A 20,275-nucleotide genomic window follows, 5' to 3' on the forward strand; every position below is an offset into this window, starting at 1 on the left:
GAATGGGATCGAGCGAATGACCGTTGGTCAGTAATATGACCGCCGGTCATTCGTTTTCGTCAAGTCCCTTCGGAGGCATCCCATGGACCGCACCGCCCCGTACGACACCGTGATCATCGGCGGCGGGCCCGCCGGCCTGACCGCCGCGCTGACCTTGACCCGCTACCGCTGCCGCACCCTGGTCATCGAGTCCCCCGCCCCGCCCCGCAATGCCGCCTCCCGCGGTGTGCACGGCCTGATCGGCCTGGAGGGCGCCACCCCCGAGGAACTGCGTACTCGCGCCTGGGCGGAACTGGACCGCTACGGACTGGCCCAGCGGCTCGACGCCACGGTCGGCGAGATCACCCCGCTGCCCGGCGGCGGCTTCACCGTGCACGCGGACGACGGGACCACCGCCCGGGCCCGGAACGTCATCCTGGCCACCGGCGTCATCGACCGGCATCCCGACGGCGTGGAGGGCTTCGCCGCGTGCTGGGGCCGCACGGTGATCCACTGCCCCTTCTGCATCGGCGAGGAGAACGCCGATCGCACCTGGGCCCTGGTCTCCGACGAACCCGGCTACCTCGGCATGACTGCCACCGCCTTCCGCGCCTGGACCGGTGACACCCTCGCCATCGCACCGGCCTCGCTGCCCGGTGCCGACGAACTGCGTCGGAGCCTGCGCGAGCAGGGCAGCGACCTCGTCCAGGGCGAGATCACCCGCCTGCACCACACCGACGGCGACCTGCACACCGTGGAGCTCGCCGACGGCACCCTCCTGGAACGCCAGACCCTGCTGTGGCCCCGGCCCCAGCGCCAGGTCCCGCTCGTCGAACGCCTGGTCACGGAGCACGGCCTCGCCCTGGGCGACGGCCACGTCACCGTGGACGACAGCCGCCAGACCAGCATTCCCGGCCTCTACGCCGCGGGTGACCTGACCGGCCGGACCTGGGAACAGGGCGCCGTTCCCGCCGTCACCGCCGGAGCCGCAGCCGCCGACGCCATCCACTTCGCCTACCTGGCCTGACGGCCCCGACACCCCACCGGCCCCTTCCGCGCCCGGCAGGGCTCCAGCGGCCGCATCGACCGCACCCCCCACCGGGCTTTCGCCCCCGTCCTCGGCGAGCTCGCGCGTCTCCTCCACGACCCCCGTGGTGCCGATCCACCCGGCCCGCGCCGGCTCCCGAGCGGCGAACGCGGCGCCGCCCGGCCCTCGCCTCCTTCCTGGCCCGTCAGACGTTGCGGCGGTACTGGCCACCCACTTCGAAGAAGGCGTCGGTGACCTGCTGCAGGGAGCAGACCCGGGCGGCGTCCATGAGGACGGCGAAGACGTTGCGTCCTTCCATGGCCGCGCTCTTGAGCTCTGCCAGGGCCGCTTCGGCGGGCTCCCGGTGCGAGGTCTGGTAGGCGTGGACGCGGTCGAGCTGCGACTGCTTCTCCTCCTGGGTGGCGCGCGCCAGCTCGATGACGGGCGGCTCGGCGTCCGCGGCGTGCGGGTTGCGGAAGGTGTTGACGCCGATGAGGGGCAGCGTGCCGTCGTGCTTGCGCTGCTCGTAGAGCATCGACTCGTCCTGGATCCGGCCGCGCTGGTAGCCGGTCTCCATCGCACCGAGGACTCCGCCGCGCTCGCTGATCCGCTCGAACTCGGTGAGGACGGCCTGCTCGACGAGGTCGGTGAGTTCGTCGATGACGAAGGAGCCCTGGAGGGGGTTCTCGTTCATCGCGAGGCCCCACTCCCTGTTGATGATGAGCTGGATGGCCAAGGCCCGGCGGACGGACTCCTCCGTGGGGGTGGTGACCGCCTCGTCGTAGGCGTTGGTGTGCAGGCTGTTGCAGTTGTCGTAGATGGCGATCAGGGCCTGCAGCGTGGTGCGGATGTCGTTGAAGTCCATCTCCTGCGCGTGCAGGGACCGCCCGGACGTCTGGACGTGGTACTTCAGCTTCTGGGAGCGCTCGTTGGCGCCGTACTTCTCCTTCATCGCGACGGCCCAGACGCGGCGGGCGACACGGCCGAGAACGGAGTACTCCGGGTCCATTCCGTTGGAGAAGAAGAACGAGAGGTTGGGCGCGAAGTCGTCGATGTGCATGCCGCGGGCGAGGTACGCCTCGACGTAGGTGAATCCGTTGGCCAGGGTGAAGGCGAGCTGGCTGATCGGGTTCGCACCCGCTTCGGCGATGTGATAGCCGGAGATGGACACGGAGTAGAAGTTGCGGACCTGGTTCTCGATGAACCACTCCTGCACGTCCGCCATCATGCGCAGCGAGAACTCGGTGGAGAACAGGCAGGTGTTCTGCCCCTGGTCCTCCTTGAGGATGTCGGCCTGCACCGTGCCGCGGACGTTGGCGAGTGCCTTGGCGCGCAGCTCGGCCGCCTCTTCGGCGTCGGGCTCGCGATCGTTGGCCGTGCGGAATCCGTCCATCTGCTGGTCGATCGCGGTGTTGAGGAAGAAGGCCAGGATGGTGGGGGCGGGCCCGTTGATCGTCATGGAGACCGATGTGGTCGGCGCGACCAGGTCGAAGCCGTCGAAGAGGGCCTTCATGTCGTCCAGGGTGGCGACCGAGACTCCGGAGGTGCCGACCTTGCCGTAGATGTCGGGACGCTCGTCGGGGTCGCGGCCGTAGAGGGTGACGGAGTCGAAGGCGGTGGACAGGCGGGTGGCGGGCTGCCCCTCGGAGAGCAGCCGGAAGCGGCGGTTGGTGCGGAAGGGGTCGCCTTCGCCGGCGAACATGCGCGCGGGGTCCTCGCCGTCCCGCTTGAAGGGGAAGACCCCTGCGGTGAAGGGGAAGTACCCGGGGAGGTTCTCGCCGCGCCAGAACCGCACCAGCTCGCCGTGGTCCGCGTACCGGGGCAGGGCGACCCGGGGGATCTTGTTGCCGGAGAGGGACTCGCGCATCAGCTTGGTCCGGATCTCCCGGTCGCGCACCTTCACCACCAGCTCGTCCTGTGCATAGGACGCGACGACGGCCGGCCAGCCCTCGATCTGCTCGAGCAGGTCGTGCGGCAGTTGCTTGCGTGCGCCCTGGAGCAGGGACTGCACTCCGGAGTCGTCGGAGCCGGCCCCGACGAGCTCCTCCTGGACGGCGGCCAGTCGCTGGAACCGGCGGGCCGCCTCGGACAGCACGAGCGTCTCGGAGTGATAGGCGCGGACGGTTTCGGTGATCTCGGCGAGGTAACGCACCCGGTCGGAGGGCACGACCTGCCGGATTCCCGAGGAGTGGCGCCGGTCGACCGCGGGCAGAGTGCCCTCGGACAGCCGCAGGCCCTCCTCGGCGAGCAGGGCCTTGAGGTGCTGGTAGAGCGCGGTGACGCCGTCGTCGTTGAAGGTGGCCGCCGAGGTGCCGTAGACCGGCATCTCCTCGGGGCGCTTCCCGAACGCCTCCCGGTTGCGGATCAGCTGTCGGGCGACGTCCCGCATCGCGTCGAGGGCACCGCGGCGCTCGAACTTGTTGATCGCGACGACGTCGGCGAAGTCGAGCATGTCGATCTTCTCGAGCTGGGAAGCGGCGCCGAACTCGGGCGTCATCACATAGAGCGAGGTGTCGACGAACGGCACGATGGCCGCGTCTCCCTGGCCGATGCCGGGGGTCTCGACGATCACCAGGTCGAACCCGGCGGCCTTGACGACGTCGATGACGTCGGCGAGGTGCTCGGGCACCTCTCGGCTGCCTCGGGTGGCCAGACTCCGGAAGAGGATCCGGTCGCCGTCGAGGGAGTTCATGCGGATGCGGTCGCCGAGCAGGGCGCCGCCGCCCCGGCGGCGCGTGGGGTCGACCGCGATGACGGCGACCCGCAGCTTGTCCTGCTGGTCGACGCGGAGCCGCCGGACCAGTTCGTCGGTGAGCGAGGACTTTCCGGATCCACCAGTTCCGGTGATGCCGAGGACGGGAACGGTCCGCGTCGAAGAGGCAGCGCGCAGCTCGCTCAGGAAGGAGTCGGGCAGGGCGCCCAGTTCGGCACCGGTGATGGCGCGGGCCACGGCGAAGCGGTCGCCGGCCAGTACGGCGGCCACTTCGGCGGGCTTGGTCTCCCACAGGTCGAAGTCGCAGTCGGCCACGACCGAGTTGACCATCCCGGCAAGGCCCATCCGCTGCCCGTCCTCCGGAGAGAAGATCGTCACTCCGCTCGCCCTGAGCCGAGTGATCTCCTCGGGGACGATCACCCCCCCACCGCCGCCCACGACCCGGACGTGGTCGGCCCCCCGGGCCCGTAGGGATTCCACCAGGTACTCGAAGTACTCCACGTGCCCGCCCTGGTAGGACGAGACCGCCACGCCGTGCGCGTCCTCTTCGAGCGCCGCGTCGACGACTTCGCTGACCGACCGGTTGTGACCGAGGTGGATCACTTCGACGCCTTGGGACTGGAAGATCCTCCGCATGATGTTGATCGAGGCGTCGTGACCGTCGAACAGGGCGGATGCCGTGACCAGACGCACGGGGTGCACGGGACGGTGCAGATCACTCATGGGGGACCCTCCGGACCAGACGGGAAGCTGCTACTACAAGAGATACTAGGACGTCCTAGTAAACTACGGGAAGTAATCATCGTGTGACCAGAGGCACAGTGAGTCACGGCCGCATGCTCTGGGGCGCGGCACGGCCTGCTCCGTGGCTCGGCGCCCCTGGAACGCGCGGGCGTGCCGGAAGCACCACGTCACCGAGGGCCGGCCGGACGCCGTGACGGGGCCGCCCGGGCCTTCGGGTACGGCTCGGCGAGGCGGCCAGGACGACCGCGCGCTCCGTCCCTTCTCGCCAGGAGAACCCGTGGGGCGTGTCGCGACGTTCAGGAGCGTGCCGCTGGCGGGTGAGCACCGCAGCGGGAAGAAGCCGTTGCGGCAGTGCGGCAGGTCAGCGCAGCGGGGTGCGGTGCAGATGGACGAGCAGGCGCCAGACCCATTGCGCGATCTGGGCAGGTGTCGCCTCGATGAGGCCGTGGAGCCAGTCGGCGAGGACCCCGACGAAGGTCGCGGCCACGGCGGAGGCGAACAGGTCCGGGGCCGGCGCACCGGCCAGGGCGCGCTCGGTGCGACTGCGGGCGCGCAGGTCCCGGTGGAGCACGTGGCCGAGGGGACCGCTGCCGCCCGGACTCAGCAGTTCCCGATAGGGGGCGGCCTGCGAAGCGAGGCCGTCGAAGAAGGTCAGCAGTGCGGGCGGAGGCATCCCCGGATCGGGTGTGCCGCGCCAGGCGTGCAGCGCCTCGACGGCTTCGCGGACGATGTCGGCGCACGCGTCGACGGCGAGCGCTTCCAGGTCGCCGTAGTGGAGGTAGAACGTGGCGCGGCCGACTCCCGCCCGGCGCACCACGGCGGTGACGCTGACCTCCGCCAACGGACTGTGGGTGCACTCCTCCAACAGCGCGCGGCGCAGTGTGGCCCGGGTCCGTGCCGTACGGGGATCTGTCGGCACGGCGGTCACCGGGCGAGCAGGACGGCGGTGAGCGCCAGGGCCCCGGGCGCGGCCTGGGCGATGAGGATCCGCCGGTTGGTGGTGAGCCCGCCGTACAGGCCGGCGATGAGCACGCAGGCGAGGAAGAAGACCTGGACTCGGAACCCGGTCGGATCCTCCGCGATCAGTCCCCAGATCAGCCCGGCGGCCAGGAAGCCGTTGTAGAGGCCCTGGTTCGCGGCGAGCGGCGCGGTGGCACGGGCCATGGCCGCGTCGAAGCCGGAGAGCTTGCGGCCCGGCCCCTTCTCCCACAGGAACATCTCCAGAACCAGGAAGTAGGCGTGCAACGCGCCCACCAGTCCCACCAGCACGTTCGCGGTCGTCTCCATCGGGGTCTCCCCACCCTCAGACATCATGGACAGTTGACCAGCATACATGGACATCTGTCCATGAAGAGGGAAGTACCGACGAGAACACCCGCCACCACCCAGCGCCCGTCCCGTCGTCAAGCCCCGAAGGGCTTCCGAAGCTGACCGCTGAGCGCTTTGCTCCGCTTGGACGGAGGAGACCCCGCTCGCCCCCGGGCTCGACGGAGGGCGTGGGGACGCTCCCCCGATGGCCCGATGTGACAGATCCTGGTCATTGCAGCCACTCCCGACCGGGCGGAATCATCGAGGCATGTCCCCACCGCACCGCGTCGTGATCGTCGCCTTCCCCGGCACCGAGCTGCTGGACGCCACCGGACCGGCAGAGGTCTTCTCCGTGGCCTCCAGGGTCGCCGGAGCCGACCGGCCCGGGTACCTCGTACGGATCGCTACGGCCGACGGCGGCCCCGTGACCACCTCCAGCGGTGTCCGACTGATGGCCGACCTGGCTCTCGACGACGTGCCGGACCCGATCGACACCCTGCTGGTGTCGGGGGCGATCGACATCGTCGACGGTCGGGTGGAGCCGGTGATCGACCACGAGGTCACCGACTGGTTGCGCCGCGCGGCACCCCGGCCGCGGCGGACCGGATCGGTCTGCGCGGGAGCGCACGTACTGGCCGCCGCCGGACTGCTCGACGGCCGGCCCGCCACGACCCACTGGCTCACCGCAGAACGTCTCGCCGCCGAGCACCCCGAAGTCAGGGTCGATCCCGACCCGATCTTCATCCGGGACGGGCGGGTGTGGACGTGCGCCGGCGTCACCTCGGGCATGGACATGGCGCTGGCCATGGTTGCCGAGGACCACGGCCAGGAACTCGCGCTCGCGACCGCCAGGATGATGGTGATGTACGTCAAGCGCTCCGGCGGACAGAGCCAGTTCAGTGTGCCGCTCTCCGTCCAGAGCTCCTCGGACAACCGCATCGACGAGCTGCGCCGGTGGATCGTGGAACACCTCACCGAGGACCTGTCCCTGGAAGCCCTCGCAGCCCGCGCACACCTGAGCACACGCCACTTCACCAGGCTGTTCCACCAGCACACCGCCACGACACCGGCCGCCTACGTGGAGGCCACCCGGCTGGAGGCCGCGCGACAGCTGCTGGAGGAGGGCGAGCGCAGCCTGCCCGAGGTCGCCGCCGCCAGCGGCCTCGGCTCCGTGGAGACGCTGCACCGGGTCTTCCGCCGACGGCTGGGCACCACCCCGGCCGAGTACCGCCGCCGCTTCTGACCCCACCGTCAGCACCACCGGCCGGACGCGCCCGTGCACCGGTCGGACCCCGCCATGCCCGCACGGGCGGCACCACCCCACATCCTTCGGAGGAGAATCGTGTCCCGCACGAAAGTCGTCCCGATCCCGGTCATGGGACGGCACGGCATCAACGCCTACCTGCTCCTCGGCCGTCGACCGATCGTCGTCGACGCCGGAACCCCCGGCAGTGGCCAGAAGATCTACGATCGGATCACCGCCCACGGCGTCGACCCCACCGACGTCGCGCTGATCGTCATCACCCACGGCCACATCGACCACTTCGGCTCCGCCGCCGAACTCCACCGGCTCACCGGTGCGCCCCTGGCGGGCCACATCGCCGACCTCGGGCCGTACGGCTCCGGCCGGGCACGCGAACCCTACCTGCCCAACGGCCCCATGGGGCGCCTCATGGCCCGCAGTCGCAATCTCCACATCCGGGTCGAACCCTTCGAGCCCACCGTGCTCGTCCGTGGCGAGACGAGTCTCGAGGACTTCGGCCTTGCCGGACGCATCGTGCCCACCCCCGGCCACACCGCCGGATCGATCTCCGTCCTCACTGACGACGGTGACCTCGTCGCCGGTGACCTCGTCGCCAATTCCTTCATGGGCCTCATCCCCGGTAGGCCCGCCAACCCTCCCTTCCACGACGACCCACGGCAGAACCTCGCCAGCCTCCGCGAGATGCTCGCCCTCGGTCCCACCGCCCTGCACGTCGGGCACGGCACGGCGCTGGATCCCGACCGGGTACGGCGATGGGCCGACCGGGAGCACGACCGCCTCGCCCGGCTCGACGCCGCCGGTCGCCTCACCACGCGCAGCGAGTGAGGCACCGTCAGGCGGCCATCGGCACCGGGGACGCCCCCGGTGCCGAAGGCCGCCGGTCTGCCGTCCCGGGCCACGCCGGCTTCGAGCGCGAGGGCGCTCACGAGGCCACTGCCGAGAACGGCTCGGAGGCCACTGCCGAGAACGACCCGGTCGCGTGCGCGCCGTCCGCCACGGACCTTACGAAAGTCTGACGCGGCGTCCGTCTCGGCTTCCGAGGAGTGTTCGAACTGGTGCTCTTGGTATAGACCTCACGGTCACCACCCGCCGCATTCTCTGACCGCCCCACCCTTCGGGAGTTTGAGATGACCGAGCAACTGTTCCTGAACACCGCGATGCCGTCGCAGGCGCACCGCACCGTCGATGCCTCTTTCCGCAGTCACCGTTTCCCCGACCTGCGTGCCCGGCAGCCCGCGTGGGATCCGGCCCCCCTCGCCCATCTGCCGGGGGACCAACGGTGGATGCTCCACCAATTCGGCCAGGGGCCCGCCGCGACGCCGTCACATTCCTGCATCCACCATCCGATCGAGGAATTCGCCGCAGCCCGACCCCACGCGACGGCCGCCGAACACGAAGGTCAGACGCTGACCTACGGCGAACTGGACGCACGGGCGAACCGCCTCGCCGCGCTGCTCGTCGAGCAGGGCGTGCGTCCCGGCGACCGGGTCGGACTGTTCATGCGACGGTCACTGCCCTTGCTGATCGGTGTCGTCGCCGTACTCAAGACCGGCGCCGCGTACGTGCCGCAGGACGCGGAACAGGCCCCCGCCGCGCAGTTGGAGCACGTGATGCACACCGCCGGGATCAGGGTGGTGCTGACGACGTCGACCTACGCGGACAAGCTCCCCGTGCCGGCGGGAACCCGTCTGGTGGCGGTGGACAGGATGGTGGAGGAGCCCCTGACCCCGTACGCCTCCGGGTTCCGGCCGCTGCGTCCCGTCCAGCCCGATGACGTCTGCTACGTCCTGTTCACCTCCGGAACGACCGGCCGCCCCAATGGGGTTGCCGTCACCCATCGCAACGTCTGCAACCTGCTGCTCACCGCACCGGGAGACCTCGGGATCCGGCCCGGCTGGCGGGTCGGCCAGATCCTCAACATCGCCTTCGACATGGCCGCATGGGAGATCCTCGGAGCCCTCACCCACGGGGCCACCCTGATCGTGCGCGGGAGCGATGCCGCAGCGGCGGTGCGCGACGCAGACGTGATCATCGCAACGCCCAGTGTGCTCGCGACGATCGACCCCGATGGCTGCACGCGGGTGCGCGTGGTTGCGGTGGCCGGCGAGCCGTGTCCGCGTGCACTGGCCGACACGTGGTCGCGTCGCTGCGCCTTCTACAACGGCTGCGGTCCGACGGAGACGACCATCGTGAACACCCTCCAACGGCACTGCCCCACTGCCCCGTCGTTGACGATCGGGCGGCCCACGCCCAACAACACCGTCTACGTCCTGGACCCCCAGAGGCGGCTCTGCGCCCCCGGAGAGGTCGGCGAGATGTGGGCGGGCGGTGACGGCGTGTCCGCCGGGTACCTCGGCGACCCGATCCTCAACAGCGAGCGGTACGCGCCCGATCCGTTCCTCGGCGGCCCACGGCTCATGTTCCGCACCCGCGACCTCGGACGCTGGACGGCCGAGGGCGAGCTGGAACACCTGGGACGCACCGACGACCAGGTCAAGGTACGGGGATTCCGGGTAGAACTCGATGCGGTCTCCAGCGTGCTGGAATCGGTGCCCGGCTGCGAACGGGCCGTGACCCTCAAGACCGACGACCGCACCCTGACCTCCTTCGTCACGCCCGCCCTGGTGGACGCGGAGGCGGCCCGCGCGGCCGTCGCCGACGCCTTGCCCTACTACTGCATGCCCGCCGCCGTACACCCCTTGTCGCACCTGCCGCAAACCGACCGGGGCAAGGTCGACAAGGCCGCGCTGCGCCGACTCGCGGAAGAGGGCCGCACCGCATGACGTCCTCCGTCTCGCCCACGCAGACACGCGGCCCGCAACACGGCCCGACCCCCGCGGAGTCCGCCGCCGGTCTGCCGGATCCGCTGCCACTGCTGCGCCGTGCGTTCAAGCATCCGCGCCTGATGCACTACAACCGACTGATCGCCCTGGTCCTCCTGGTCAACCTGGTCGTCGCCGGAGCCGCCACGCCCGGCGGGATCGACCCACGGACCTCTGCCGATGCCGTACTGGTGAACATGGCCCTCGCCATCCTGATCCGGCAGCAGTACGTCATCAACGCACTGTTCCGGGTGGCCACCGCAGCCCCCACCTCCTGGCCGCTGCGACTGCGCTGGACGCTCGGCAAGGTCTACCACTTCGGAGGCCTGCACGTGGGCGGTGCGGTGTGCGGCACCGCGTGGTTCATGACGCTACTGGTCCAGTTGGTCGTGACGGGCTCGGCCCCGGCGCTGCTGGGCGTCTCCTCCGCCCTGGCGGTCCTGCTGGGCGTCTTGGTGGTCACCGCACTGCCGCCGGTACGCGGTCGATTCCACGACCTCTTCGAGCGGACCCACCGCTTCGGCGGCTGGGCGGCTCTCGTGCTGTTCTGGTGGCACACGCTGATCCTCGTGCACGGGGACGGCCGCTCCGCGCTCACCGCTCCACAGACCTGGTTGCTCGTGCTCGTGACGTTCAGCGTCGCCCTGCCGTGGCTGCGCCTGCGCAAGGTGCCGGTGTCGCTGGAACGTCCCTCCTCCCACGTGGCGTTGGTGAATTTCGACCACGGGCACACCCCTTTCGCGGGCTCGTCGACGGCGATCAGCCGCCGTCCGCTGTGGGAGTGGCATTCGTTCGCGAACGTGCCCGCTCCCGGACGCAGCGGTTTTCGGCTGACCGTGTCACGAGCCGGTGACTGGACCGGGTCGTTCATCGACGACGCCCCGGAAGAGGTCTGGGTCAAGGGCATCACCACGGCCGGAGTCGCGAACATCGAGACGCTGTTCACCAAGGTCGTGTACGTGGCGACGGGCAGCGGAATCGGTCCGTGCCTGCCGCACCTGCTCGCTGCCGAAGTGCCCGCCCGTCTGGTGTGGGTCACACGATCTCCGCGGGAGACCTACGGCGACGCCCTGGTCGAGGAGATCCTCGCCGCACAGCCGGACGCCACCGTCTGGGACACCTCCGTCCACGGCAAGCCCGACATGGTGCGGCTCGCCCACCAGGCACGCCAGGAATCCGGGGCCGAGGCCGTGATCTGCATCTCCAACAAACGCGTGACCTGGAAGGTGGTCCACGGTCTGGAACGCCTGGGCATCCCCGCCTACGGCGCGATCTGGGACTCCTGACCGAATGAAGGGAAAGCACACCGTGAACGCATCGAACCTGCACCACATCGTCGTACGGCGAGACCGGGCGGTGGTCACCGTCCAGCTGCACCGTCCGGCCGTTCGCAATGCACTGAACGGCGCACTGTTGGACGAACTCCTCGGCACGCTGTCCCCGTTGGACGAAGATCCGGAGGTCGGTTGCTTCGTCGTCACCGGATCCGACGGCGTGTTCGCCGCGGGCGCGGACATCGCGGAGATGGCCGATCGATCGGCACCCGAAATGGCGGAGGAGGACTACTTCGCCCGATGGGAGGATTTCGCCGCCCTGCGGACACCGAAGGTTGCCGCAGTCGACGGCTACGCCTTGGGGGGCGGCTGCGAACTGGCGATGATGTGCGACATCGTCGTCGCATCCGACCGGGCCGTGTTCGGGCAGCCCGAAGTCCTGCTGGGCGTCATGCCCGGCATCGGCGGGACCCAGCGGCTCACGCGTCTGGTGGGCCGGGCCAAGGCCATGGACCTCATCCTCACGGGGCGTCGGATGAGCGCCGAAGAAGCCGAACGCGCAGGTCTCGTCTCCCGGGTGGTGCCGGTGGCCGACCTCGCGGGAGAGGCCGCCGACATCGCTGCGACCGTGGCCGGTCTCGGCCGTGCCGCGGTGCGTGCCGCCCGCGAAGCGGTGGACCAATCCCTGGAGGTGGGGCTCAGCCACGGGCTCCGGTTCGAGCGCCGCTCCTTCCACGCGCTGTTCGCGACCGAGGACCAGAAGGAAGGCATGCGGGCCTTCCTCCAGAAGCGCCCGCCCACGTTCACCGGACGCTGACGACGCTCCCCCGCTCGGTGTGGCCGAGACGGCCACACCGAGCGACCCCGCGGCCGGCAGGGCCGACCACTCGATCTACTTGACCAGCCCCGACGACGCGATCCGCAACCTCACCGCCACCGAAGCAGCAGGGTGCCTGACCGGTGCACTCGGCAGCTGCCCACCTACGCCCGGCCGTCCTCGTTCTGCAGGAGATCCTCGGGGGTGCTGGTGACGTACGAGGCTGCGACTTCGGCATCGGTGTGCCCGTCAGCGATACGGCAGTCCGCCCACCCGTGTCCGTTCGGATTCCGGACGAGCTGCAGATCAGCCACGGCCGCCGTCCTGCTGTGCGAGGAAGCATCGGACGTCGACCGCGAGGGCAGACATCTGCTCGCCGGCGTCGAGCCAGCCGCGGAAGTCGACCGCCAGTCCCTCCAGGAAGGGGTTCCGCCGGGCGAACCCCATCCTTCCGTGACTCTCCAGTCGGTTGGCGCAGAGGTGGCCGCAGGCCCCGTTGACGTCATCGCCGCTTCCGCGCCGGCCCGGTTCCCGGACCGAACCCGCCCCGCGAGTCGGTCACACCAGCCCTTTGCCCCGAGACTTCAAGCCGACTGAGGCTCCAGGTGATCCAGGCGCCCATGGCGCACACCGCGCTTGAACGTGTTCAATTAGGATGTCAAAGTGCACCCGTCGCGGTTCTTCGGCACTCTAGCCCCGCCCGCGACGCCACGGAGAGGAGCGCCGGTGAGCGGCGCGGTGAAGATCGGGGCGTTGATCCGGCGGGACGTCCATGGGTACCTAGCGGTCTTCTGCGGCGTGTGGGTGACCTTCTGTGGCGCGCTCATGGCCCTGGAAGGGGGACGCATAGAAGAATGGGCCCGTTTCTTTGCAGGCCTCCTCGCAATCGAGGGACTCCCCTCGCTGTCCCTGGTGGTCATCGCCCGCCTCCTGGCCCGGAATGGAGGTGCCGGGTTGTTCCCTGCCACGTGCGGAACGCTATTGCTTCTCCCTGCACTGTTCGCCGTCTTGGCGGGAGTGTGGACCGTGTGCCTCGTTCAGGTGGTTGTCCTGATCGGCTTTCTGGCGTGGAGGGAACTGCCGCGTGATGCGGCACCGGCTTGGGTACACCGACGCCCTCCCCGATTCCGCCCCCACACGGCTCCCACTCGAGGCACACGACCACCACGGCGACCTCCCCCATGAGGAGGACCTCACCAACCCAGCCCACGACCAGCAACGCCGCCACCGGCCAGGACCGCTCCCATGAACAGCATCGACCGTCTCACCGACCTTTGCCCCCCGCCGTCCACCGCCCCGCCGACGGACTGGTCCTCGACCGAGCAAGCACTCGACACGAGACTGCCGACGGACTACCGGCAGATCGCTGACGCTTATGGACCGGGCAGCTTCTGCGACTTCCTGCACCTCTACCACCCCCATGCGCCAACCCGGTGGACGAACCTCACCGGCCCCATGCCGGCCACGATCCGCACTCAGCTCCAACACGACCGCGACAACGGCAGCCACCCGGTCCCCCATGACCCGGGGCACCTCTTCGCGATGGGCGTGACGGACAACGGCGAGTACCTCTTCTGGATTGCCGAACCCGCCGACGCCCCGGAGAAGTGGACCATCGCCGCGAACCAGGCCCGGGGGCCACGGTGGTACACCTACGGTGGTGGCCTCGCGGACTTCCTCGTCGCAGCCCTCCCAGGCCGCGAAACCGTCCCTCTCTTCCCCGACGACCTCCTCGCCCAAGGGGTCTTCTTCACCCCCACCACACCCGCCCCGACACCCGCACCGGTCGACACGGCGCCGCAGCCACTGGCAGGCATGACGGCAAACTCGAGCGACGTCCGCACGTGGGCACGGGCCAACGGCCATGACGTTCCCGACCACGGCCGCATCCCTGTCGCGATCCTCGAAGCCTGGGGCAAGACCAGAAACAGATAGCCGCGACGCGAGAACCGCCATGAGCGGCACTCTCACCGAACTGCACGATCACGGGCCGGCTGGGCGGCATGCGGTGGCAGCCCCGGACCGGCGCCCCTGCGTGACGTGCCCGAACGTCACGGATCGCGGGGCCGGGGCAGAAGTCCTTGCCCGTCACGGTCACGGCCGGGCAGCGGGTTGATTCACCGCAGTTCGAGCCGGTCCTCGAAGCGATCCGGGTGCCGTGGGGGTCTCGCCGTGGACAAGCGGCTGAAGAAGTCGGTGTGAGTCGAATCGTCTGTGGACCGGTCCATGACCACGTCGTGCGGCCCCGGCCCCGGCCCCGTCGGCGCAGCGCCCGTCTCCGGCATCCGGGTGACGAAGGACTTCCCAGCGGGCTGGTGGCTCTGCTCCTCTCGGCGGTCCACGGGCACCTCCGGCCCGGTGCCACCCCCGGATCATGCGAACCACGGCACGGGGCTTCGAAACCTGCACAGGTCAAGGCGCACGCTCCGCCGCGCTCCGTCCGTGATGCCGGCGACCGTTGTCGTCGGCCTTTCGATCGCCGGTTCCAAGACCCCGCGCGGTCCGGGTGCCTGGAGGCGGCGGCCCGGACCGTGTTGGACGGGTGTGACCTCAGGTGTTCTTCTCGCCGAGCTTTTCGACGTACTCCTGGGCCTTGTCGACGGCGGTGTCGATCTTGTCGCTGTGCTTGCCGTCGGTCTTGTCGTCGACGAAGTCGCCGACCTTGTCGAGCGCGCCGGAGATCGTGTCCCCGTGGGTCCCGGCGAGATCCTCAGCCTTGTCCTTGAGGTTCTTCAGGGCGTCGAACATGCGGAAGCCTCGTCTCCTTCACTCAAACTGCCAGGCGGAAGTAATGATTCCACAGCGGACCGGTCGTACGGGACAGCTGTGGCGGACATGGTCAGCTCCGAGGTCAAGCGGTGTACGACGGTTCGCGGTCGGCCCGTGTAGCGCCCCGTCCTCGAAGGTGCCCGCCCACAACAGTTCGGCGGGAAGGGGAGTTGACACGCTGATCGGCACGCTGACGCCAACGGGCTCCCCCAGCTCGGTCACCACGGTGTCCCCGTCCCTCCGGTGTTGTCCAGTACCCCCCGACCGGGCCCCACGACGTGCTGCTCGTTGATCGGCTTCATGCACCTTTGCTACAGCGGCGCGGAGCCGAGCGGTTCTCCGCCGTCTCCGGCAACATCACCCGTATGAGGGAGCGTCCGTTCGGGCCCACGTGGCCCGCCGCCCGTCCCTCCAGCGGACGCGACCTCGGGGACGGGGCCTGACCACATCACGGCAGCGGCCCTTGCCCCCAGGACGGGGCGCTGCGAAGGGCTGCGACGCACTCGAGAAGGATCGGCCGCCGAACTCACCGCCCCACGCAGGACGACGGGGAGCCCGTAGGGCGGCTCCGGGCTCGGTGCTGAGCAGGGGCGGCGCCGCATGACAACCGACCGGGCCGTCTCCGTCGAAGCTCGTAGCACCATCCGGATGCCGGAAGACGGCGCTGCCGGCGCCTCGTCCGTCCAGCCGTTGCCCCACTCCGTTCTTCCTCCTGGTCGGGCGTCGTCTTCAAGTGGTCAGGGATCGGCCGCCGTTGCCCTCACTGGAGCACGACGGTGACGCCGCCCTTGCGCAGGAGGTTCGCGGTCTCCTCGAAGTAGAACAGGCCGCCGAGGTGGGCCAGGACGTGCCCGGCGAGGGCGTGGCGGGCGCTGTCGGCGTGGTGCCAGACGAGAGTGAACGGGGGGCGACGGAAGGCCCGCCGCACAGGCAGTCCTGCACCGAGTCCAGGTCTCTGCAGTAGTTGGCACCAGGGCCGAGCAGGGCTTCGCCGAGCGCCAGGAGCAAGCCGGCCCCGTCGGTGACGTACTGCCCGTCCAGGTGGTACGTCCCGCCCGATGGGCCGTCCCCCGGACCGAGGGGAACCACAGGTCGAACCGGGGACTCGAAGGCAGCCGCTTCCTGCCCCCGTAGTCGTCCTCCAGCAGCCGCACCGGTTCGGCGCTGTCCGCCACGGCCTGGACCAGCAAGCTCTCGCGCGGGCAGCCGCGCAACGTCAGGACCTCTCGCGGCAGCGGAGGCGGGTCCTCGAAGAGGCCCTCGACCTCCGCGCACCGACCCCACCGCACGCCCTCCTCCCCACCGCTCAGGCCGTCCCGCACCAGGAGGTACCGGACCGGGAAGTCCCGCCCCCACCCCACATGCTCCTCAGACCGCACACTTCCCCCCTGCCACCAGCACCTCTTGGCGCGCCACGCCTACGGTTCGCCGATGCCGAAGCCCTCCGAACATCGCGTGCTCGGAATGACGCCCCTCCGCCGACCGGCGCAGGCACCCGGAACGCGCAGCGGCGTGAGGCCTCCGCGAACGACCGGGGCAACGACCTCGTTGGCGGCATTCTCCGCACGGCGAAACCGTCAGGAGGCCGACCAGGCGCCAGGAAAGTGGATGCCACCCGCCACGGAAGCGACGTACCGTTACGCGTCGGAGCGGGTCGCGGGAACTGCCGTGGGACCCGTTCGCGGACCAGGGCGGCACGTTCCGGGGTCCGGTGCGACTACGCGGGCGGAGGCACGGCACGCTCGGCCGCCCGGCTGATCTGCTCCCAGCCGGCCCAGGTCGCCTTGCGGCGCTCCACCATGTCGAAGGCGAGGTCGTACACCATGCTACCGAGGAGCAGTCGCAGCGGCGGCTCCTCGGCGTCGACCAGGGCGAGCAACGCCTCGGCCGCCAGCCGCGGCTCGCTGTCGACGGAGCCCTCGGCCCACTGCTTCTCGCATGCGGCCCGGAGCGGGGCGTAGGCCGCCAGCGGCGTGGTCGCGCGCATCGAGGCGTAGAGGTCGGTCCAGTAGCCGCCCGGCTGCACGATGCTGACCTTGACGCCGAACGCGGCCCCCTCCATGGCGAGCGCCTCGCTCATGCCTTCGAGGGCGAACTTGCTCGCACTGTAGAGGCCGGTGGAGGGGAAGCCCGCCAGGCCGCCGATGCTCGAAATCTGCACGAGATGCCCGCCGCCCTGCGCGCGCAGCACCGGCATCACCGCCTGGCTGACCCAGAGCGCGCCGAAGAAGTTGACCTCCATCTGCGCGCGGGCCTCGGCCTCGGTGAACTCTTCGACCATGCCCGACGACAGGGTGCCGGCGTTGTTGACCACGATGTCGAGCCGCCCGAAGTGCTCGGCGGCAGCGGTGACCGCCGCGATCACTGCGGCACGGTCGGTGACGTCCACGGTCAGCGGCAGGACCCGGCCGGGATGGGCCTCGGCCAGTTCATCGAGTGCCCCGGTGGTCCGGGCCACGGCCGCGACCCGGTCGCCGGCGGCCAGCGCGGCCTCCGCGAACGCGCGCCCCAGGCCCCGGCTGGCCCCGGTGACGAGCCAGGTGCGCGCCACGCTCACGTCGGTGGCGGTGCCCTCGGTGGCAGTGGTGGCAGTGGTGGCCGACGGCGCGGTGACGGTCATGGGGCCTCCTTCAAATAAGACGAGACGAATCGTCTCGCTTTGCTGACGCCACGATGCCACGGCCACCCCCGCCAGGCAAGACGGATCGTCTCGTCTCTGTCCGTTGATAGGGTCGCTCCATGACGACCCCGCGCTCCAAGGTCCCGAACGCCGCCCGGCGCAGCCAGTCCTCCCGCCGGGCGATCCTCACGGCCGCCTTCGACCTCGCGGGTGAGCTCGGCTACGGCAGGCTCAGCATCGAGGCCATCGCCGCCCGCGCCGGAGTGGGCAAGCAGACCATCTACCGTTGGTGGCCCAGCAAGGGTGCCGTGCTCTTCGACGCGTTCCTCATGCTGAGCGAAGGACCGGAAGGAGAGGCGGAACCGGCCGCCCTCCCGGACACCGGTGACCTGGCGGCCGACCTCAAGGCGGTCCTGCGTGCGACGCTCACCGAGCTCACGGACCCCCGCATCTCGGAGCCCATGCGCGCGCTGACCATCGAAGTGGCCGGTGACCCCGAGCTCGCCGCCCTGTACGCGGAGCGCCTCGACGGGCCCGTGCGCGAGATCAAGCGCCGCCGTCTGCGGGTCGCCCGGGAATCCGGCCAGCTTTCCCCCGACGTCGACCTCGACGTCGCCATCGACAGCATCTGGGGCCCCCTCCTGAACCGTTGGCTGCTGCGCACCGGCCCCCTGACCCCCGAGTACGCCGACGCCCTGGTCGATACCGCACTCCGCGGCCTGCGTCCCACCTGAGACGTGCCCGCACGCATGCGAGAGGCGCGCGGTGATCACACACGACACGCTCGATGGGCCACGCGCGCCATCCGCCGCTGGGCCAACGCCCATGGATACGACCTGCCCGAACGCGGACGCATCCCGATCGAAATCATCGAGGCGTGGAAACGGAAAGATTCCGGCTGACGCACGCCAACCGCCCGCCTTGCCGCGGCAACCACCCCCTGCACGCCCGGACCGATCGCGCGGGAACGTGACCCCGGCGACGATCGGATCGGCCCCGGTACGCCCACGACCATCGTCCACGCCCACACCAGCGACGGCGGTCCGTACGGGATCATCTTCGACCCGGCCCTGTTCGACCGCCTGGTGCTGGACCCTCACGAGCGCCCCTCCACCTGGGACGTGCCCTACGGGCCGCTCGAGGAGAAAAGGGAGCTCCAGGCCACCGGGGCACGAAACGGACCGACCAGGACCGGGCGCACGGGGCCGGTTCCCGCTGGCCGCATTCCTTCCGGACGGGGTGCGGCGGGGGCTCAGCCGGCGAAGAGGGTACTGGTCAGCAGGACGTGGACGGCGGTGCCGACGGCGATGCTGAGCAGGACGTTGCGTCGCCACAGGTGGAGGCCGACGGTGACGGCCAGCCCTGCGAGCGGGAGCAGGGAACGCACCTCGGTCACCGACAGGTCGCGCAGGCAGTAGACGATCAGGATGATCATGACACCGGCCGGCATGCGCGTGCTCAGGTACTGGACCGTGCCGCTGGAGCGCAGCGGGGCGAGGGCTGCGAACGGCAGGACCCGCAGCGCCCAGGTGACCGCGGCGGCGACGAGGACGGCAGCGATGGCATGGGTGGTGTCAGGCACGGTTGGCCCTCCTGTCGGTCATCAGGTGCCGGGCCAACAAACCAGTGGTGAACAGTGCGAAGGCGACCAGCAGCATTCGGTCCGGAAAAGCGATCCGGGCCAGGAGGGCACTGCCCAGAGCGAGCAGCGGAGTGGGCAGATCACCGCGCAGGTCACGCAGCGCGTCCAGCGCCAGCACGGTGAACAGGGCGGTCAAGGCGAAGTCCAGGCCGGTGACGCCCTCGGGGATGAGTGAGCCCAGCAGCGCCCCGACGGTCGCGCTCCCCGCCCAGTAGGCGTGCAGACAGAACTGCGTCCACACGATGCGTGCGCCGGGCCAGGAGCGTGCCTGCTCGGCCGAGGCCAGGGCGTACGCCTCGTCGCACAGGGCGAACGTGCTGTACGCCTTGCCGAACCGGCCGGGCACGCGGTGCAAGGGGAAGGACAGCGCGTAGAAGACGTGCCGCACGTTGACCAGGAAGGCGGCGGCGGCCACCGACGCCAGCGGCGCCGTGGCGACGACGAGACCGATCAGCAGGAACTCGAACGAGCCGCCGAAGGCGACCGCGGCCGACAGTGACGCCCACCACCAGGCCAGACCCGACTGGGCGGCGAGGACCCCGAAGGCAAGGCCCAGCGGAACGAAACCCAGTCCCACCGGCAGGGACCCGCGGAACGCCGCCCGAGCTTCGGACGGGGCCCGGCCTGCCGGACCGGCCTCGGGCCGCGCCGGATCCGCAGCAACAGAACGTATTGGCATGGAGACATTTTAGAAAAGTTCTGCCCTCATATGGTTGCGCATCATGGCTCTACGATCGAGCCATGGGCAAGGAAACTGCACTCGATGCCATTGATCGCGAAATTTTGTTTCACCTGAGCGAAGACGGTCGTCTGGCCAACGTCGAACTCGCCAAACGGGTCGGTCTCACCCCGCCACCGTGCCTGCGCCGCGTCAGACGACTGGAAGAAGCCGGCATCATCACCGGCTACCGCGCCGTCATCGACCCGGCCGTCCTTGGCCGCGGCCTCGAAGTGCTCATCGATGTCGAGATCTACGCCAACGACCGCAAGAGCTTCGAAGAGTTCGAGAAGATCGTCGCCTCCTACGAGGAGGTCATCGAGTTCCGCCGCATGTACGGCCGCCCCGACTACTTCGTCCGAGCCGCCGTCGCCGACCACGCCGCCTGCGAGGCCTTCCTCACCGGCAAGCTCAGCGGACTTCCCGGGGTCCTGCGCTTCACCTCCCACCTCACCATGAAAACGATCAAGTCCGTCGATTGATCCTCGACGGGATGCGACGTCGGCGGCGACGAACCCGGTCCCGACGGTCCGGACCGCAGAGGGACGGCCGAGCCCGACGGGGCACCGGGTCGATTC

20 protein-coding genes are annotated in these 20,275 nt (G+C 70.0%); 10 read left to right on the forward strand and 10 right to left on the reverse strand.

Going from position 1 to position 20,275, the window contains the following annotated elements; translation table 11 throughout:
- Positions 1-82 precede the first annotated feature (82 nt).
- Complete coding sequence (locus ACFW22_RS06340; protein ID WP_386399718.1) at positions 83-1,006, forward strand: NAD(P)/FAD-dependent oxidoreductase; 924 nt, start codon at positions 83-85, stop codon at positions 1,004-1,006.
- Positions 1,007-1,211: 205 nt separating this feature from the next.
- On the opposite strand, the gene icmF is transcribed toward ACFW22_RS06340, so the two are convergent.
- From icmF to ACFW22_RS06355, 3 genes are all read right to left on the reverse strand, one after another.
- Complete coding sequence (gene icmF, locus ACFW22_RS06345; RefSeq protein WP_386399720.1) at positions 1,212-4,442, reverse strand: fused isobutyryl-CoA mutase/GTPase IcmF; 3,231 nt, start codon at positions 4,440-4,442, stop codon at positions 1,212-1,214.
- Positions 4,443-4,824: 382 nt separating this feature from the next.
- A complete protein-coding gene (locus ACFW22_RS06350) occupies positions 4,825-5,391 on the reverse strand; it encodes a TetR/AcrR family transcriptional regulator (protein WP_386399723.1) in 567 nt (188 codons plus the stop codon).
- Entirely contained in the window at positions 5,388-5,750 is a 363-nt protein-coding gene (locus ACFW22_RS06355; RefSeq protein ID WP_386399728.1) for a DUF1304 domain-containing protein, read from the reverse strand. Before ACFW22_RS06355 ends, ACFW22_RS06350 begins: the two co-directional genes overlap by 4 nt.
- A 289-nt stretch (positions 5,751-6,039) precedes the next feature.
- Between ACFW22_RS06355 and ACFW22_RS06360 the strand changes: the two genes are divergently transcribed.
- The 5 genes from ACFW22_RS06360 to ACFW22_RS06380 all read left to right on the forward strand — a co-directional run bounded on the left by ACFW22_RS06360 (position 6,040) and on the right by ACFW22_RS06380 (position 11,948).
- Positions 6,040-7,014, forward strand: a complete 975-nt coding sequence (locus ACFW22_RS06360; RefSeq protein WP_386399731.1) for a GlxA family transcriptional regulator — start codon at positions 6,040-6,042, stop codon at positions 7,012-7,014.
- 99 nt (positions 7,015-7,113) lie between these two features.
- A complete protein-coding gene (locus ACFW22_RS06365; protein ID WP_386399735.1) occupies positions 7,114-7,860 on the forward strand; it encodes an MBL fold metallo-hydrolase in 747 nt (248 codons plus the stop codon).
- A gap of 458 nt (positions 7,861-8,318) precedes the next feature.
- On the forward strand, positions 8,319-9,818 hold the full coding sequence (locus ACFW22_RS06370; RefSeq protein WP_386399971.1) for an amino acid adenylation domain-containing protein: 1,500 nt from the start codon (positions 8,319-8,321) through the stop codon (positions 9,816-9,818).
- The gene (locus ACFW22_RS06375; RefSeq protein WP_386399738.1) at positions 9,815-11,143 is read left to right on the forward strand and encodes a hypothetical protein; all 1,329 of its coding nucleotides are present in this window, start codon (positions 9,815-9,817) and stop codon (positions 11,141-11,143) included. Before ACFW22_RS06370 ends, ACFW22_RS06375 begins: the two co-directional genes overlap by 4 nt.
- Positions 11,144-11,165: 22 nt before the next feature.
- Positions 11,166-11,948, forward strand: coding sequence for an enoyl-CoA hydratase-related protein (locus ACFW22_RS06380; protein ID WP_386399740.1), 783 nt, complete (start codon positions 11,166-11,168; stop codon positions 11,946-11,948).
- Between the two features lie 164 nt (positions 11,949-12,112).
- Here the strand turns inward: ACFW22_RS06380 and ACFW22_RS06385 are convergent, their stop codons facing one another.
- Both ACFW22_RS06385 and ACFW22_RS06390 read right to left on the reverse strand, forming a co-directional pair.
- Positions 12,113-12,262, reverse strand: coding sequence for a hypothetical protein (locus tag ACFW22_RS06385; protein ID WP_386399743.1), 150 nt, complete (start codon positions 12,260-12,262; stop codon positions 12,113-12,115).
- Positions 12,255-12,395, reverse strand: a complete 141-nt coding sequence (locus ACFW22_RS06390) for a hypothetical protein (RefSeq protein ID WP_386399746.1) — start codon at positions 12,393-12,395, stop codon at positions 12,255-12,257. Before ACFW22_RS06390 ends, ACFW22_RS06385 begins: the two co-directional genes overlap by 8 nt.
- Before the next feature lie 798 nt (positions 12,396-13,193).
- Between ACFW22_RS06390 and ACFW22_RS06395 the strand changes: the two genes are divergently transcribed.
- Positions 13,194-13,883, forward strand: a complete 690-nt coding sequence (locus tag ACFW22_RS06395) for a hypothetical protein (protein WP_386399748.1) — start codon at positions 13,194-13,196, stop codon at positions 13,881-13,883.
- A 615-nt stretch (positions 13,884-14,498) separates the two neighbouring features.
- On the opposite strand, the gene ACFW22_RS06400 is transcribed toward ACFW22_RS06395, so the two are convergent.
- From ACFW22_RS06400 to ACFW22_RS06410, 3 genes are all read right to left on the reverse strand, one after another.
- Positions 14,499-14,696 (reverse strand): antitoxin, encoded by a 198-nt coding sequence (locus ACFW22_RS06400; RefSeq protein ID WP_386399750.1) that lies wholly within the window; start codon positions 14,694-14,696, stop codon positions 14,499-14,501.
- A gap of 781 nt (positions 14,697-15,477) precedes the next feature.
- Positions 15,478-15,645 (reverse strand): hypothetical protein, encoded by a 168-nt coding sequence (locus ACFW22_RS06405; protein WP_386399753.1) that lies wholly within the window; start codon positions 15,643-15,645, stop codon positions 15,478-15,480.
- 789 nt (positions 15,646-16,434) lie between these two features.
- Positions 16,435-17,337, reverse strand: coding sequence for an SDR family NAD(P)-dependent oxidoreductase (locus ACFW22_RS06410; RefSeq protein WP_386399756.1), 903 nt, complete (start codon positions 17,335-17,337; stop codon positions 16,435-16,437).
- Positions 17,338-17,456: 119 nt separating this feature from the next.
- Between ACFW22_RS06410 and ACFW22_RS06415 the strand changes: the two genes are divergently transcribed.
- Positions 17,457-18,071: a TetR/AcrR family transcriptional regulator gene (locus tag ACFW22_RS06415; protein WP_386399759.1), complete on the forward strand. Its 615-nt coding sequence runs from the start codon at positions 17,457-17,459 to the stop codon at positions 18,069-18,071.
- A gap of 15 nt (positions 18,072-18,086) precedes the next feature.
- On the forward strand, positions 18,087-18,239 hold the full coding sequence (locus ACFW22_RS06420) for a histone-like nucleoid-structuring protein Lsr2 (protein ID WP_386399973.1): 153 nt from the start codon (positions 18,087-18,089) through the stop codon (positions 18,237-18,239).
- A gap of 350 nt (positions 18,240-18,589) precedes the next feature.
- On the opposite strand, the gene ACFW22_RS06425 is transcribed toward ACFW22_RS06420, so the two are convergent.
- Positions 18,590-18,919, reverse strand: coding sequence for a branched-chain amino acid transporter permease (locus ACFW22_RS06425; protein ID WP_386399762.1), 330 nt, complete (start codon positions 18,917-18,919; stop codon positions 18,590-18,592).
- Positions 18,912-19,556, reverse strand: a complete 645-nt coding sequence (locus ACFW22_RS06430) for an AzlC family ABC transporter permease (protein WP_386399976.1) — start codon at positions 19,554-19,556, stop codon at positions 18,912-18,914. Before ACFW22_RS06430 ends, ACFW22_RS06425 begins: the two co-directional genes overlap by 8 nt.
- A gap of 164 nt (positions 19,557-19,720) precedes the next feature.
- Here ACFW22_RS06430 and ACFW22_RS06435 point away from each other — a divergent pair, with 164 nt between their 5' ends.
- Complete coding sequence (locus tag ACFW22_RS06435) at positions 19,721-20,179, forward strand: Lrp/AsnC family transcriptional regulator (RefSeq protein WP_386399765.1); 459 nt, start codon at positions 19,721-19,723, stop codon at positions 20,177-20,179.
- Positions 20,180-20,275 lie beyond the last annotated feature (96 nt).

The sequence above is a fragment of the Streptomyces sp. NPDC058872 genome (genome assembly GCF_042743065.1).
Taxonomy (GTDB): Bacteria; Actinomycetota; Actinomycetes; order Streptomycetales; family Streptomycetaceae; genus Streptomyces.

Excerpts from the sequence above, each read along its gene's own strand:
- ACFW22_RS06340 (WP_386399718.1), top strand. The coding sequence starts at position 83 with ATGGACCGCACCGCCCCGTACGACACCGTGATCATCGGCGGCGGGCCC.
- icmF (WP_386399720.1), bottom strand. The coding sequence starts at position 4,442 with ATGAGTGATCTGCACCGTCCCGTGCACCCCGTGCGTCTGGTCACGGCA.
- ACFW22_RS06355 (WP_386399728.1), bottom strand. The coding sequence starts at position 5,750 with ATGGAGACGACCGCGAACGTGCTGGTGGGACTGGTGGGCGCGTTGCAC.
- ACFW22_RS06360 (WP_386399731.1), top strand. The coding sequence starts at position 6,040 with ATGTCCCCACCGCACCGCGTCGTGATCGTCGCCTTCCCCGGCACCGAG.
- ACFW22_RS06370 (WP_386399971.1), top strand. The coding sequence starts at position 8,319 with ATGCTCCACCAATTCGGCCAGGGGCCCGCCGCGACGCCGTCACATTCC.
- ACFW22_RS06375 (WP_386399738.1), top strand. The coding sequence starts at position 9,815 with ATGACGTCCTCCGTCTCGCCCACGCAGACACGCGGCCCGCAACACGGC.
- ACFW22_RS06390 (WP_386399746.1), bottom strand. The coding sequence starts at position 12,395 with ATGGGGTTCGCCCGGCGGAACCCCTTCCTGGAGGGACTGGCGGTCGAC.
- ACFW22_RS06395 (WP_386399748.1), top strand. The coding sequence starts at position 13,194 with ATGAACAGCATCGACCGTCTCACCGACCTTTGCCCCCCGCCGTCCACC.
- ACFW22_RS06400 (WP_386399750.1), bottom strand. The coding sequence starts at position 14,696 with ATGTTCGACGCCCTGAAGAACCTCAAGGACAAGGCTGAGGATCTCGCC.
- ACFW22_RS06410 (WP_386399756.1), bottom strand. The coding sequence starts at position 17,337 with ATGACCGTCACCGCGCCGTCGGCCACCACTGCCACCACTGCCACCGAG.
- ACFW22_RS06415 (WP_386399759.1), top strand. The coding sequence starts at position 17,457 with ATGACGACCCCGCGCTCCAAGGTCCCGAACGCCGCCCGGCGCAGCCAG.
- ACFW22_RS06420 (WP_386399973.1), top strand. The coding sequence starts at position 18,087 with ATGCGAGAGGCGCGCGGTGATCACACACGACACGCTCGATGGGCCACG.
- ACFW22_RS06435 (WP_386399765.1), top strand. The coding sequence starts at position 19,721 with ATGGGCAAGGAAACTGCACTCGATGCCATTGATCGCGAAATTTTGTTT.